This window comes from Okibacterium endophyticum (assembly GCF_054780075.1).
Map to the genome: position 1 here is coordinate 95,402 of NZ_BAAGXA010000005.1, position 13,673 is coordinate 109,074.

Sequence of the window (13,673 nt, forward strand, 5' to 3'; positions counted from 1 at the left end):
GGACCGGCGATGCCGCCCGGCGATGCGCCGCACGTGACCACGGCGCAGCGGTGGAGTGCACGGTGGACTCGCCATCGGCGGTCAGGCAGAATACGTGTGTGACCTCTGACATTCCGCTGCCCGTTACCCGAACGATCGGCACGGTGGTGACGGTGTGGGCCGTCGCGATCGTCGGGGGTGTTCTGGCCGGGATCGTCGCGTCGCCCGACGCGCTGTTCTCATGGCTTGCCATCGTTCTCGCCGCGTGCGTTGTGCTCACGTTTGTGCTCCAACTCGCCACGCACGAGAAGAACGGTTTCATCCTGCGCGTCGCTGCGTCGGTCACGGGCGCTGTGGTGCTGATCGCGCTCATCTCGGGTGTTCTCGCACTCCTCGCCGTGCTCCAGCAGCCCGTATAGGCCCCTGGAGCCTGTCCGAGCGGACGGCTGCACGAGACGGCTGCACTAGACTGAGAGCATGCTCGCACTCGAACTGTTTTTTATCGGGCTGCTCGGTCTCGCCAGCCTCGCCATCGCCTGGGTCTCAGGCGTCGTTGTGTGGAACCTGTTCCGCGGACAGCGCTGATTGCCTCGCTGAGCCATGATCGAACTCCCCACCGATCTTCCCGCTGAGCTCGTGCCGCTCTCGTGGCTCGTCGGCGTGTGGGAGGGCAGTGGCGTCGTCGACTACCGGATCGGCGACGATTCGGTGAGTCGTGAGTTCGGGCAGCGCATGAGCTTCAGCCACGACGGGCTGCCCTACCTCAATTACACGTCGCAGACCTGGTTGCTCGGTGACGCCAGCGACGACGATGCGAGCGGCGGCGACGCAGACGGCTCCGGCATCCTCGAGGTCACGCCGCTGGTCGCGGAGTCCGGGTACTGGCGCCTGCACCGCGGGCTGCAGCCGGGTGACCCGGGCCCGGCCATGCTTCCGGCGCAGGGAGAACGCCCGTTCACCACAACGGAGCAGGTGGAGACCCTCCGCAACGACGGCGGCGGATTCGACGTGCAGGTGGCGATCGTCCACCCGGACGGTGTCAACGAGCTCTACCTGGGCCAGATCGCCGGACCGAGGATCGACCTGGCCACGGATGCGGTGATGCGCGCGGCGGGGTCGAAGGACTATTCGGCTGCGACACGAATGTATGGGCTCGTCGACGGGCACCTGCTGTGGGCATGGGACATCGCGGCGCTCGGCCAGGACCTGCGTACACACGCATCGGGGCGGTTGGCGAGGGTTGAGTGACGTGACCGGTTCCTCACCCTTCTTCTCGATCGACGGAGCCGTCGCGATTCCGGATCTCGTGGACGAGGGGGTGCCCGCGCACTACGGCAACCCGATCGGGGAACAACGCGCTCTCGAAGAGGCGCGCGCGATCGTCGACCTCTCACACCGGGCTGTGGTCACGATCAGCGGAGAAGACCGCCTGAGCTGGCTGCACTCCCTGACATCTGCCGAGCTCGCCACGCTTCAGCCCGGTGTCTCGCGCGAGACACTCCTGCTCGATCACCAGGGCCGGCTCGAGCACGCGGTGAAGCTGATCGACGACGGCACAACCGTGTGGATGCTCGTGGAACCGACTGCAGCGGCCGATCTTGTGGCCTGGCTCGACCGAATGCGGTTCATGCTTCGTGTCGAGGTGGCCGATCGCACAGCCGACTATGCGGTGATCGGTTTCACCGGGGACAGCCCCGGCGATGTTCCCACGGTCACGATCAACGGCATCCCTCTCGTGTGGAGGGACCCGTGGAACAGTGTGCTGCCCGGCGGGCATCAGTACGCGGGCGGCGAGCACCAGGGGGAGGGATGGACGTGGGCGGAGGCGATCGTCGATCGCGGCGCCCTCGCCGCCATCGCCGCCGGGCGTTCTCCGTCGCACGTCGCGGGCAGCCTCGCGGCAGAAGCGCTTCGAATCGCGGCCTGGCGCCCGCGATTCGCCACCGAGGTCGACGAGAAGACGATTCCGCACGAGCTCGACTGGCTGCGGACCGCCGTCCACCTGAGCAAGGGCTGCTATCGCGGGCAAGAGACCGTGGCGAAGGTGCACAACCTCGGGCATCCGCCGCGCCGGCTGGTGTTCCTGCACCTCGACGGTTCCGACTCGGTGCTGCCGAGCCACGGTGCGACCGTGAGCGTCGAGCGCGACGGGGAGCTGAAGCCGGTCGGGCAGGTGACGAGCGCCGCTCTGCACCACGAGCTCGGGCCCGTCGCCCTGGCCGTCATCAAACGAAACGTCGATCCTGCCGCCGTGCTGACCGTCGACGAACACGGGTCCGTCGTCACCGCCAGCCAGCAGGTCATCGTGCCCTCTGACGCCGGCGCCGTCGCCGACCTTCCCCGGCTGCCTCGCCTCGGCGCGGTCCGCCGACCGGGCGCCTGACGCCCGCCGAGACCAGACGCCGTGTGGTCTCGCCGAGCACACCATAGGCTAGAGGCATGTCTGAGCCATACACACTCATCCTGTTGCGCCACGGCAACAGCGACTGGAATCAAAAGAACCTCTTCACGGGCTGGGTCGACGTGCGTCTCAGCGAGCAGGGCGTCGCCGAGGCGACACATGCCGGCGACCTGCTGATCGAAGCCGGACTTGCCCCCGACGTGCAATACACGTCGATGTTGACGAGAGCCATCCAGACCGCGAACATCACTCTCGACGTCGCGGACCGCGCCTGGATCCCGGTCAAGCGATCGTGGCGCCTCAACGAACGTCACTATGGTGCGTTGCAGGGCAAAGACAAGGCGCAGACCCTTGAGGAGTACGGTCAGGAGCAGTTCCAGATCTGGCGCCGCTCGTTCGACACCCCACCACCCCCGATCGACGACGACAACGAGTACTCACAGGCGGATGACCCGCGCTACGCGGACATCGACGGTGACGTGCCGAAGACGGAGTGCCTGAAAGACGTGATCGCGCGGATGCTCCCCTACTGGGAGTCAGACATCGCGATCGATCTGAGGGCGGGCAAGACGGTTCTGGTCACCGCACACGGAAACTCGCTCCGGGCGCTCGTGAAGCACCTCGACGGCATCTCTGACGACGACATCGCCGAGCTGAACATCCCGACCGGGATCCCCCTGGTCTACAAGATCGGCTCAGACCTGATGCCGATCGAGCCCGCTGTGTACCTCGACCCCGAGGCGGCGGCGGCGGGAGCGGCGGCTGTCGCCTCTCAGGGCAAGTCCCGCTGAGCGACGGAGACCGATCGAAGCTCACAGAAAGAGGGACCCCGTCTCACGACGGGGTCCCTCTTCTCTGTCTGCTCAGTCTCTGCTTCTGCTTCTGCTCAGTCTTTGCTTCTGCTCAGTCTCTGCTTCTGCTCAGTCTCTGCATCGGATCGGTCCTGCATCGGACGGGAGTGGCCTCAGACCTCGAGGCTGGGATCCTCTGCGCCGGCCCAGTCGCCGGTCACCAGGTACTGGACCTTCTTGGCGATCGAGACCGCGTGGTCGGCGAAGCGCTCGTGGTAGCGAGAGGCGAGGGTGGCGTCGACAGTCGCAACGGCCTCGCCGCGCCAGGTGTCGCCGAGCACTTTGTCGAACACCGCGACGTGAAGCTCATCGACCTTGTCGTCTTCGTTGCGGATCTGCTCGGCGAGGTTGACGTCCTGCGTGCGCAGCAGCTCGGCGAGCTGGCGTGAGATCTCGACGTCGAGCCGGCCCATCTCTTTGAATGTCGAACGAAGCCCCTTCGGCACTGCGCGCTCCGGGAACCGGTAGCGTGCCAGCTGCGCGATGTGACCGGACATGTCGCCCATGCGCTCGAGCGAGGCGCTGATGCGCAGTGCGCTCACGATGATGCGCAGGTCGCGGGCGACGGGTGACTGCCTGGCAAGAATATTGATGGCCAGCTCGTCGAGCTCGACCGTCAGCTCGTCGATTCTGCTGTCGTTCTCGATCACCTCTTCTGCGACGACGACGTTCGACTCGTTGAAGGCGTGGACGGCATTGGTGATGGAGACGTGTACGAGTTCGGCGAGCTCCACGAGACGCTCCTGTACCTCTCGCATCTCTTGCTGGAATACGTCGCGCATAAGGGTCTCCGTTTCGATCTCGGTCAGGCGGCATGTCACACGCGCACACCCGCGGTCAAGGATGCAGGCTCAAGGTTAACGAATGGTTGTCGCGTGCTGAACACTCAACAAAATCCCCTGATCAGGCCACGCGTGGAATTTGCGCCTCGTCTTGTGCCTCTAATCTAGTCGTATGGACCCCACCTGGTTGGTGCTCGCGGCTCTGGCACTCGGCCTCGTGGTCGGTGCGAGTCTGACCGTGTTCTTCTACTCTGCAGCGCGACGTGGTGAGAACGTGCGCGGGGTCGTCACGCCCTCGGTGCCCGACGGCGTCGATCAGGTGCTCGACGTTCTCGAGAGCGCGGGAATCGTCGTCGACCCGTCAGGGAACGTCGTCAGGGCATCGCCCGGTGCGTTCGCGCTCGGGTTGGTGCAGTCCGGCCGGATCGCGCACAAGGAGCTGTCTGACCTTGCCGTCACCGTGCGCGACACCGGAGAGACGATCTCAACAGACTTCGAACTGAGCCGCGGTCGCTTCGGCGACTCGAGCAGGCATCTCGTTGTGCGAGGGGCGAGGCTGGGGACCCGCTACATTCTGCTGCTTGCCCAGGACCACACCGAGAGCAGGCGCCTTGACGAGGTCAGGCGTGACTTCATCGCGAACATCAGCCACGAGCTCAAGACCCCGATCGGCGCCGTCAGCCTGCTCGCCGAGGCACTCGAACCCGCTGCGGACGACCCTGAACAGGTGCGCAAGTTCGCCGATCGGCTGAGTGCAGAGGCATCGAGGCTCGCCAGGATCACCGCTGAGATCATCGAACTCTCCAGGCTCCAGGCCGCGGATGCTCTGCACAGGCCTCAGCTGCTCAAAGTCGACCACATCATCGTCGCGGCCACCGACCAGAACCGCGTCGCGGCCGACGCCTCGGGCATCGAGCTGGTCACCGGCGGCGACACGAAAGCACGCGTCTACGGCGACGAGGCGCTCCTTGTGGTCGCTGTGCACAATCTCATCTCGAATGCCATCGCATATTCGCCGCCGGGCGGTCGCGTCGGAATCGGCGTCACCCGAGACAACGGGATCGTCGAGATCACGGTCACAGACCAGGGCGTCGGGATTCCAGACGACGAGCGCGACCGTGTGTTCGAGCGCTTCTACCGGGTCGACCAGGCGCGGTCGCGCGACACCGGCGGCACAGGGCTCGGGCTGTCGATCGTCAAGCACACAGTGCTCAACCACGGCGGCGACGTTCGCGTCTGGTCAGCGCTCGGCAAGGGTTCGAGCTTCACCATTCGCCTGCCAGAGGCAGACGAGACGACAGCACCGGAATCATCCGATGCGCAGACGGCAACAGGAGAAGACCTATGACGCACATACTTCTGGTCGAGGACGAAAACTCGCTGAGCGAGCCGCTGGCGTACCTGCTCGGACGGGAAGGGTATGAGGTGGATGTCGCCGCGGACGGCCCGACCGCCGTGCAGGCGTTCCTGTCCGCGGAGCCGGACCTTGTGCTTCTCGATCTGATGCTGCCGGGGATTCCGGGAACCGAGGTCTGCAGGCAGATCCGCGCCGTGTCGCCTGTGCCCATCATCATGCTCACGGCGAAGGATTCAGAGGTCGACATCGTGGTCGGCCTCGAGCTCGGCGCAGACGACTATGTGACGAAACCGTACTCCAGCCGTGAGCTGCTCGCTCGCATCCGCGCCGTGCTCAGGCGCAGGCAGAGCGATATCGACGAGGTCGACGAGAGCATTCTCGAGGCCGGTTCCGTGCGCATGGACGTCGACCGCCACACCGTCGAGGTGAGGGGCACAGAGATCTCGATGCCCCTCAAGGAGTTCGAGCTTCTCGAACTTCTCTTGCGCAACGCAGGTCGTGTGCTCACGAGGGGCCAGCTGATCGACCGGGTGTGGGGGAGCGACTACTTCGGTGACACCAAAACGCTCGACGTGCACATCAAGCGCATCCGCTCCCGTATCGAAGAGAACCCCTCCGAACCGCGTATGCTCGTCACGGTGCGTGGGCTCGGCTACCGCTTCGAGACGTGACGGCCTTTCTCGTGTGCCGTGGCCGCGATCACGCCGTTGACGCGGCGGTGTGAGCTACTCTGCGGCCGCTTCTTCGGACGCTTCTTTTGGAACGAACGTCGAGTACTGCTTCTGCTCGCCGTCGAGAACGGGAACGCGGGCTTCGACGCCTGATTCTTGACCGTATTGAAAGTAGATGTCGAGCAACGACCCGGGAATCGAGTCGATGTCAGGCAGCAGAACGGCATCCGTGGTGTCGCCGCCGAAACCGACCGTCGCGTTCTCGTCGACCATCACGTCGATGGTCTCGGTGCCGGATCCGGACTCGTACTGCACCTGAAGCATATGAGCGCTGCCGGTGTTCACAGCGGTGAAGACCAGATTGCCGTCGACTCCGTCGTCCGAGACGACCACTGCGTCGAGGATCTTGATCGTGCCGACGGTCGCGCTCACGCCGTCGCTCGCGTCGTACTCGAGGGTGGTCGCCTGCGGAGCGACGAGACCGCACGCGCTCGTGCCCAGAATGACCGCAGCCGCCACGGCCGCCGATGCGAGAAAACGCGCCTTCACTAGTCCTCCAGAAGAACGGGGAGCAGGCGAGCAGAGAGACGCACGCGTGCCGGGAACACAAACCACTTTATCGTAGCGCGGCCTGCCTCTTCGCCGGTGCTTGGCGTACTTTAGCGCATACCGCCTGTGGTATCCTTATAGACGCTGAAGGGATCCACATCAATGCTTTTTGAGGTTGGCGAAACCGTCGTATACCCGCACCATGGGGCCGCAACTATTGCGGAAGTCAAGACACGAGTCATCAAGGGTGAAGAGAAGCTGTACCTCAAGCTCCGAGTCACTCAGGGCGACCTGGTGATCGAAGTACCCGCAGACAATGTCGACCTCGTCGGCGTGCGAGACGTCATCGGTAAAGAGGGCCTCGAGAAGGTGTTCGAGGTGCTTCGCGCACCGTTCACCGAAGAGCCGACCAACTGGTCCCGTCGTTACAAGGCAAACCTGGAGAAGCTCGCGTCAGGGGATGTCATCAAGGTGAGCGAGGTCGTGCGCGATCTATGGCGTCGTGACCAGGACCGCGGACTGTCCGCCGGAGAAAAGCGTATGCTCGCGAAAGCGCGGCAGATCCTGATCTCAGAACTCGCTCTTGCAGAGAAGACAGACGAAGAGAAGGCCTCGACGGTTCTCGACGAGGTTCTGGCTTCTTAGGTCTCGACAAGCTCGACCACCGGGGCGGGGTGTGCTCGACCACCGGGGCGGGGTGTGCTCGACCACCGGGGCGAGGTCTGCTCCCGCAGCCCGGTAACGTTGCTCAGGTGAGAGCTGAACCTGAGATCGCCGTGATCGTCGTCGCCGCGGGCAGCGGTTCGCGACTCGGCGCAGACAAGCCGAAGGCTTTCGTCGCATGCGGAGGGCGGACCCTGCTCGAGCGGGCACTGTATTCCGTTCTCGGGATGCAACGAGAAGCACAGGTCATCGCGGTCGTGCCGTTCGAGCTCGTGGGCGAAGCCGAGCGGATGTGCTCTGCCGTCGCCGGCCACGCGCGCGATTCTGTGAGCGTCGTCGCCGGCGGCGACACCAGGCAGCTGTCGGTCAGCGCCGGCCTCGCCGCGATCAGCTCGTCCGTTCGCACGGTTCTTGTGCACGACGCCGCACGTGCGCTCACCCCCGCTGCACAGTTCGAGCGCGTGACCGACGCGGTAGAGGCGCGTGGGCACGGCGTCGTCCCAGGGGTGCCCGTGAGCGACACCATCAAGAGCGTCGACGAGGGCGAAACCGTGACGGGCACCGTCGATCGTTCTGTGCTGCGGGCCGTCCAGACCCCGCAGGGATTTCCACGCGATGCGCTCGTCGACGCCTACCGGCGGGCGAGCCGCGAGTACACGGACGACGCGGCGCTCTTCGCGGACGCCGGCCATCAGGTCGATGTCGTCGCAGGCGATCCACAGGCCTTCAAGATCACCACGCCGTGGGACCTGCAGCGGGCAGAGAACCTCGTGGCCACAACGCTCCCGGCCGAGCGCGATCAGCGAACCGGCGTCGGCATCGACGTGCACGCATACGACGACACCGCACAGCTCTGGCTGGCCGGACTCTTCTGGCCCGGCGAGCCGGGCCTCGCCGGGCACAGCGACGGCGATGTCGTCTGCCACGCCATCACCGACGCGCTGCTCTCGGCAGCGGGACTCGGCGATATCGGCTCGGTGTTCGGAACGGACGACCCGGCGTTCTCCGGTGCGCACGGCGAGGTGTTCGTGCGCCGGGGCGCAGAGCGGCTCGGAGCAGCGGGGTTCCGCATACAGAACGTCGCCGTGCAACTCATCGGAAACTCACCGAGGCTCGCTGGCAGACGCCATGAAGCCGAAGGCGTTCTCAGCTCCTGGCTCGGAGCGCCGGTCAGTCTGTCTGCCACAACAGCAGACGGACTCGGGTTCACCGGCCGGGGAGAGGGTGTGTGCGCCATTGCGACAGCTCTCATCCGCCGCCAGTAGTCTTAACCGGTGACTCTGCGACTTTACGACACCAAGGCTCAGGCCTTGCGTGACTTCACCCCGATCACTCCAGGCGCCGTGGGGATGTACGTGTGTGGTCCGACCGTGCAATCGTCGCCGCACATCGGGCACTTGCGGTCCGCGCTTGTGTATGACCAGCTGAGGCGGTGGCTGAACGTCAGCGGCTACGACGTCACGCTGATCCGCAACGTCACAGACATCGATGACAAAGTGCTCGCCGGCGCGACGGAAAACGAACAGTGGTGGGCGCTCGCATACCGGATGGAGCTGGAGTTCACAGCTGCATACAACGCTCTCGCCATTCAGGCGCCGACATACGAGCCGAGGGCGACGGCGAACATCCAACACATGCACGTTATGATCACGCGTCTCATCGACAGCGGTCACGCCTATGCTGCAGCCGATGGATCGGGTGACGTGTACTTCGACGTGCGCAGCTGGTCGTCCTACGGAGAGCTCACGCGCCAGAGCATCGACAGCATGGAGGCAGCGGCAGACGCCGAACCTCGAGGAAAACGCGATCCCCGGGACTTCGCCCTCTGGAAGGGGCACAAGGAATCAGAGCCGCGGTCCGCGTCGTGGCCGAGCCCGTGGGGTGACGGCAGGCCCGGATGGCACATCGAGTGCTCGGCGATGTCGAGCAGATACCTGGGTGCGCATTTCGACATCCACGGCGGTGGACTCGACCTGAGATTCCCGCACCACGAGAACGAGCTGGCGCAGTCGACAGCGGCCGGCGAGGGGTTCGCGAACTACTGGGTGCACAACGGCCTGGTCCACGTCAACGGGCAGAAGATGTCGAAGTCGCTGGGGAACTCGGTGTACGCGGCCGATCTGCTCGGTGCCGCCAGGCCGATCGTCGTCCGCTATTTTCTCGGGCAAGCGCACTATCGATCGACCATCGACTATCACGACAATGCGCTCACAGAGGCCGAGGCGGCACTCGATCGGATCGAGAGCTTTCTCGAGCGGGTCTCAAGACGCCTGCACGGCACGCGGTTCGCGGGCACGGGCGTCGAGACGATCCCAGATGCCTTCGCCGACGCCATGAACGACGATCTGTCTGTGCCGCAGGCCCTCGCCGTGCTGCACGAGACCGTGCGGCTGGGGAACCAGGCCATAGACGGTGAGGATCTGGCGCTCGCAGCCCGCTGTCAGGGGCATGTGGTCGCCATGACCGATATCCTCGGAATCAACCCGCTCTCACCCGAGTGGCGGCAGATGGAGCAGACATCAGCGTACGCGGCGCTCTCGCGTCTCGTCGATGTGCTCATCACAGAACGCGAGCGGGCGCGAAACACACGCGATTTCTCGACAGCAGACCGAATACGTGATGAACTCGCAACTGCGGGCATCACCGTGGAAGACACCTCATCGGGTGCACATTGGAGTATCGATGGCCAGTAAGAGCCGCCCAGGCGCGATCCGCAAAACCAAGAAGGGCCCGGTCAAGGGAACCGGCGGCAACGGCCGCCAGTCGCTGGAGGGCAAAGGACCGACACCGAAGGCAGAGGACCGCACCTACCACGTCGCAGGAAAACGCAAAGCGGCGCAGGAACGCCTCGCGGCCGTGAAAGGCAAAGCCGGAGCCGGGCAGCGGCAGTCGTCGAGCGCACCCGCCCGAAAGCCTCGCGGCAAACAGTCGGACGACGCAGAGATCGTGACAGGCCGCAATTCGGTACTCGAAGCGTTGCGCGCGAGGATCCCCGCGTCGGCGTTGTATGTCGCCGCGCGCATCGACGTGGACGACAGGGTGCGCGAGATCCTCTCCATGGCAACCGGCCGTGGGATGCCCGTGCTCGAGGTCATGCGCCCGGAGCTCGACAGGCTCGCCGGCTTCGACTCCGTGCACCAGGGCCTCGCGCTCAAGGTTCCCGCGTATGAATATGCGCATCCGGTCGAGCTGCTCGAGCAGGTCGTCTCGCGGGGCGACACTCCTCTTTTCGTCGCGCTCGACGGCATCACGGACCCCAGGAACCTCGGCGCGATCATCCGCTCGACGGCCGCTTTCGGCGGGCATGGTGTGATCGTTCCACAGCGTCGCTCCGTCGGTCTCACCGCATCGGCCTGGAAGACATCGGCTGGCGCGGCGGCCAGGACACCCGTTGCGATGGCGACCAACCTCACGCAGACGCTCAAGGCGTTCAAAGAAGCCGGGGTGTTCGTCATCGGGCTCGACGGGGGCGGTGACGTCTCGCTCCCTGGCCTCGACCTCGCGAAACAGCCCGTTGTGATCGTCGTCGGAAGCGAGGGCAAAGGGCTCTCGCGACTCGTCACAGACACCTGTGACGCCGTGGTCTCGATTCCGATCTCGTCTGCGACCGAATCCCTGAACGCCGGGATAGCTGCATCCGTCACGCTGTACGAGATCTCGCGCCTGCGCGGCACCGCCGAATAGGCGACGGGGCGCACGCGCAAGACGGCATCACACGCGGTCGCGCCAGTCGGATTCTTCGGCAGCGGCAGAGACGACCGGCGTCGGGAGTGTCAGCGTTCCCGTCGGCGGGTTGATGACCGTCGCCTCGTCGCGACGGTGCCTCAGCACGGTGTTGATGTACGAGGTGAGTGCTTCGGCGAGCGGCACATCCCTGCCGAGCTCCTGCGCCTGGAACCAGCGGTGCTCGAGCAGCTGGTGAAACACCTCGGCAGGCTCCAGCTTGCCGCGAAGCTCGCGAGGGATCGACTTGACCACCGGCTCGAACACACGGATCAGCCACTCGTGGGCGACCATCTCTTCGTCGAGGTCTTGGATGCCCTTGGTCGCCGCATACGAATCGAGGTCGTTGAGCAGACGCCTGGCCTGGTTCTCTCCGGTGTCGAGGCCCGTGAGGCGAAGCAGCCTGCGCTGGTGGTGACCGGCGTCGACGACCTTCGGCTGGATGCGGACCGTTGTGCCGCCGGCATCGGTCTTGATGGCCAGTTCTTCGATGTCGAAACCGAGCTCGTTGAGCCTGGTGACGCGTTCGTTGATGCGCCAGCGCTCGTTCGAGGCGAAGGACTCGGAGCCCGTGAGCTCCTTCCAGAGCGACCGGTAGGCCGCGACGATGCCGTTCGACACCATCACCGGGTCGAGTTCCTCGTCGGCCCGCCCGCCGGCCTCGAGATCCATAAGCTCGCCGGCGATGTTGACCCTGGCGATCTCGAGGTCGTTCTCGCGCTGCCCGTTCGAGAGTCCGCCGTCATAGAGCTTGCCGGTCTCGGCATCGACGAGATAGGCGGCGAAAGAACCTGCGTCCCGTCTGAAGAGGGTGTTCGACAGCGACACGTCGCCCCAGAAGAAACCGACGATGTGCAGCCGCACGAGAAGCACGGCGAGGGCGTCGACCAACCTCGTCGCGGTGTCTGGGCGCAACTGCTGCGAGAAGAGAGCCCGGTAGGGCAGAGAGAACTTGAGGTGCCTCGTGACGAGAACGCTCGGAAGGGGATCGTCGTCGTCATCGAGGCGTCCCGTGATCACGGCAAGCGGGTCGACGCAGGGAATGTCGAGACGCTGCAGTGTGCGCAGCATGTCGTATTCGCCCCTCGCCATCTCTGTTGTCGTCTCTTTGACCGCGATGACGTAGCCGGAGAGATACGCGAATCGCACCAGGTGGCGGGAGATGCCCTTGGGGAGCGAGGCGATGGTCTCGTTGGGCCAGGTCTCGAGCGGGAGGTTCCACGGCAGGTCGAGAAGCGCGGGATCGACAGTGGCCGAGGTGATGTTGAGTGAACGCGTCATTGTGGTTAAACAGTAGCGCCGGTCGGCTTCCGCCCGTCTGGGCGAAAGCCGACCGGCGCGGTGACTGTCAGTCGGGGACGACCGCCTTGTCGCCGAGACGCTCGCCCGACTCGATGTCGAAGGCGTGCACGTGGTTCGGCGTCGGGGCGAGGTAGACCTTCTCGCCCGCGTTCGGGTGGATGCGTCCATCGACGCGAGCGACGATGTCGGTGCGGTTGCCGTCGATCTCGGCGTGACCGTAGAGATATCCGTCAGCGCCGAGTTCCTCGACCAGGTCGACGGCGACCTCAAGGCCCTCTGACGGGTTGCTCGACACCACGATGTCTTCGGGACGGAAACCCACCGTGACCTTGTTCGTCGACGCTGCGGTGAGAATGTCGCGGTCCACCGGAACGACGGTGCTGCCGAACTGAATGCCGTTCTCGACGAGGTTGGTCTGCACGAGGTTCATCGCGGGCGAGCCGATGAAGCCGGCGACGAAGACGTTCTGCGGCTTCTCGTAGAGGTCACGCGGGGTCCCGACCTGCTGCAGCAGCCCGTCCTTGAGCACCGCGATGCGGTCGCCCATGGTGAGCGCCTCGGTCTGGTCGTGGGTGACGTAGACCGTGGTGACGCCGAGGCGGCGCTGCAACGAGGCGATCTGGGTGCGCGTCTGGACGCGGAGCTTGGCGTCGAGGTTCGACAACGGCTCGTCCATGAGGAACACCTGCGGCTGACGCACGATCGCGCGGCCCATGGCGACGCGCTGGCGTTGACCACCGGAGAGCGCCTTCGGCTTGCGGGTGAGGTAGTCCTCGAGGTCGAGCAGCTTGGCCGCTTCGAGCACACGCGCTGCGCGCTCTTCTTTGCCGACGCCCGCGATCTTGAGCGCGAAGCCCATGTTCTCGGCGACAGTCATGTGGGGGTACAGTGCGTAGTTCTGGAACACCATCGCGATGTCGCGGTCTTTCGGCGGCACGTCGGTGACGTCGCGGTCACCGATGAGGATGCGCCCGTCGTTGACCTCTTCGAGGCCGGCGAGCATACGAAGCGATGTCGACTTTCCGCAACCGGAGGGGCCGACGAGAACCAGGAACTCGCCGTCTGCGACTTCGAGGCTGAGTTTGTCGACCGCGGCGCGGGTTCCGCCCGGGTACATGCGGGTTGCCTGGTCAAACGTCACTGACGCCATGATTTTCTCCTTCACCGGCAGGTACGTGCCGGACGATCCGTTGTGAATAGAAGCGAGCGGCGGCTACGCCACACGCACGCACCCGCATGGCTGCGAGTGCGATACCTCTCAGTATGGCACGGTCGAGAGGCGCTGCGGGCCGAGATCCGCCGCGAAAGCCCCGGGGCGTTCAGGGAGCGTGTGGACGATTCTCAGACTCCGGAACTACGATCGATGGGGTGTCTGGCGAGGCTCAGTCCCCAGAC

At 65.2% G+C, this 13,673-nt stretch carries 14 protein-coding genes; 10 read left to right on the plus strand and 4 right to left on the minus strand.

The genetic code is table 11. The features are described from left to right. Nucleotides 1-98 precede the first annotated feature (98 nt). The 4 genes from ACYVF5_RS04605 (at nt 99) to ACYVF5_RS04620 (ending at nt 3,171) form a co-directional block, all read left to right on the plus strand. Nucleotides 99-398, plus strand: a complete 300-nt coding sequence (locus ACYVF5_RS04605; protein ID WP_460943817.1) for a hypothetical protein — start codon at nt 99-101, stop codon at nt 396-398. 181 nt (nt 399-579) lie between these two features. Next, nucleotides 580-1,227 (plus strand): nitrobindin family protein, encoded by a 648-nt coding sequence (locus tag ACYVF5_RS04610; protein ID WP_460943819.1) that lies wholly within the window; start codon nt 580-582, stop codon nt 1,225-1,227. A 1-nt stretch (nt 1,228) separates the two neighbouring features. Then, nucleotides 1,229-2,362, plus strand: coding sequence for a CAF17-like 4Fe-4S cluster assembly/insertion protein YgfZ (gene ygfZ, locus ACYVF5_RS04615; protein WP_460943821.1), 1,134 nt, complete (start codon nt 1,229-1,231; stop codon nt 2,360-2,362). Nucleotides 2,363-2,418: 56 nt separating this feature from the next. Beyond that, nucleotides 2,419-3,171, plus strand: coding sequence for a phosphoglyceromutase (locus ACYVF5_RS04620; protein ID WP_460943823.1), 753 nt, complete (start codon nt 2,419-2,421; stop codon nt 3,169-3,171). Between the two features lie 173 nt (nt 3,172-3,344). Here the strand turns inward: ACYVF5_RS04620 and phoU are convergent, their stop codons facing one another. Continuing rightward, the gene (phoU, locus tag ACYVF5_RS04625; RefSeq protein ID WP_460943825.1) at nt 3,345-4,013 is read right to left on the minus strand and encodes a phosphate signaling complex protein PhoU; all 669 of its coding nucleotides are present in this window, start codon (nt 4,011-4,013) and stop codon (nt 3,345-3,347) included. A gap of 172 nt (nt 4,014-4,185) precedes the next feature. On the opposite strand from phoU, the gene ACYVF5_RS04630 reads away from it, so the two are divergent. Together ACYVF5_RS04630 and ACYVF5_RS04635 are read left to right on the plus strand one after the other, a co-directional pair. Next, nucleotides 4,186-5,361: a sensor histidine kinase gene (locus ACYVF5_RS04630; RefSeq protein ID WP_460943827.1), complete on the plus strand. Its 1,176-nt coding sequence runs from the start codon at nt 4,186-4,188 to the stop codon at nt 5,359-5,361. Further along, a complete protein-coding gene (locus tag ACYVF5_RS04635; protein WP_460943829.1) occupies nt 5,358-6,041 on the plus strand; it encodes a winged helix-turn-helix domain-containing protein in 684 nt (227 codons plus the stop codon). The genes ACYVF5_RS04630 and ACYVF5_RS04635 overlap by 4 nt, the downstream gene beginning before the upstream one ends. Before the next feature lie 54 nt (nt 6,042-6,095). On the opposite strand, the gene ACYVF5_RS04640 is transcribed toward ACYVF5_RS04635, so the two are convergent. After that, nucleotides 6,096-6,590: a hypothetical protein gene (locus ACYVF5_RS04640; protein ID WP_460943831.1), complete on the minus strand. Its 495-nt coding sequence runs from the start codon at nt 6,588-6,590 to the stop codon at nt 6,096-6,098. 162 nt (nt 6,591-6,752) lie between these two features. Here ACYVF5_RS04640 and ACYVF5_RS04645 point away from each other — a divergent pair, with 162 nt between their 5' ends. The 4 genes from ACYVF5_RS04645 (at nt 6,753) to rlmB (ending at nt 10,937) form a co-directional block, all read left to right on the plus strand. Continuing rightward, complete coding sequence (locus ACYVF5_RS04645) at nt 6,753-7,235, plus strand: CarD family transcriptional regulator (protein WP_460943833.1); 483 nt, start codon at nt 6,753-6,755, stop codon at nt 7,233-7,235. A gap of 107 nt (nt 7,236-7,342) precedes the next feature. Continuing rightward, entirely contained in the window at nt 7,343-8,518 is a 1,176-nt protein-coding gene (gene ispD / locus ACYVF5_RS04650; protein ID WP_460943835.1) for a 2-C-methyl-D-erythritol 4-phosphate cytidylyltransferase, read from the plus strand. Between the two features lie 9 nt (nt 8,519-8,527). Beyond that, nucleotides 8,528-9,946, plus strand: coding sequence for a cysteine--tRNA ligase (cysS, locus tag ACYVF5_RS04655; RefSeq protein ID WP_460943837.1), 1,419 nt, complete (start codon nt 8,528-8,530; stop codon nt 9,944-9,946). Further along, nucleotides 9,936-10,937, plus strand: a complete 1,002-nt coding sequence (rlmB, locus tag ACYVF5_RS04660; protein WP_460943839.1) for a 23S rRNA (guanosine(2251)-2'-O)-methyltransferase RlmB — start codon at nt 9,936-9,938, stop codon at nt 10,935-10,937. Before cysS ends, rlmB begins: the two co-directional genes overlap by 11 nt. 27 nt (nt 10,938-10,964) lie before the next feature. Here rlmB and ACYVF5_RS04665 read toward each other — a convergent pair whose 3' ends face one another. After that, complete coding sequence (locus tag ACYVF5_RS04665) at nt 10,965-12,257, minus strand: DUF4032 domain-containing protein (protein ID WP_460943841.1); 1,293 nt, start codon at nt 12,255-12,257, stop codon at nt 10,965-10,967. Between the two features lie 67 nt (nt 12,258-12,324). Then, a complete protein-coding gene (locus ACYVF5_RS04670; protein ID WP_460943842.1) occupies nt 12,325-13,428 on the minus strand; it encodes an ABC transporter ATP-binding protein in 1,104 nt (367 codons plus the stop codon). Nucleotides 13,429-13,673: the final 245 nt, after the last annotated feature.

Excerpts from the sequence above, each read along its gene's own strand:
- ACYVF5_RS04635 (WP_460943829.1), top strand. The coding sequence starts at position 5,358 with ATGACGCACATACTTCTGGTCGAGGACGAAAACTCGCTGAGCGAGCCG.
- ACYVF5_RS04645 (WP_460943833.1), top strand. The coding sequence starts at position 6,753 with ATGCTTTTTGAGGTTGGCGAAACCGTCGTATACCCGCACCATGGGGCC.
- phoU (WP_460943825.1), bottom strand. The coding sequence starts at position 4,013 with ATGCGCGACGTATTCCAGCAAGAGATGCGAGAGGTACAGGAGCGTCTC.
- rlmB (WP_460943839.1), top strand. The coding sequence starts at position 9,936 with ATGGCCAGTAAGAGCCGCCCAGGCGCGATCCGCAAAACCAAGAAGGGC.
- ACYVF5_RS04620 (WP_460943823.1), top strand. The coding sequence starts at position 2,419 with ATGTCTGAGCCATACACACTCATCCTGTTGCGCCACGGCAACAGCGAC.
- ACYVF5_RS04630 (WP_460943827.1), top strand. The coding sequence starts at position 4,186 with ATGGACCCCACCTGGTTGGTGCTCGCGGCTCTGGCACTCGGCCTCGTG.
- ACYVF5_RS04670 (WP_460943842.1), bottom strand. The coding sequence starts at position 13,428 with ATGGCGTCAGTGACGTTTGACCAGGCAACCCGCATGTACCCGGGCGGA.
- ACYVF5_RS04665 (WP_460943841.1), bottom strand. The coding sequence starts at position 12,257 with ATGACGCGTTCACTCAACATCACCTCGGCCACTGTCGATCCCGCGCTT.
- ACYVF5_RS04610 (WP_460943819.1), top strand. The coding sequence starts at position 580 with ATGATCGAACTCCCCACCGATCTTCCCGCTGAGCTCGTGCCGCTCTCG.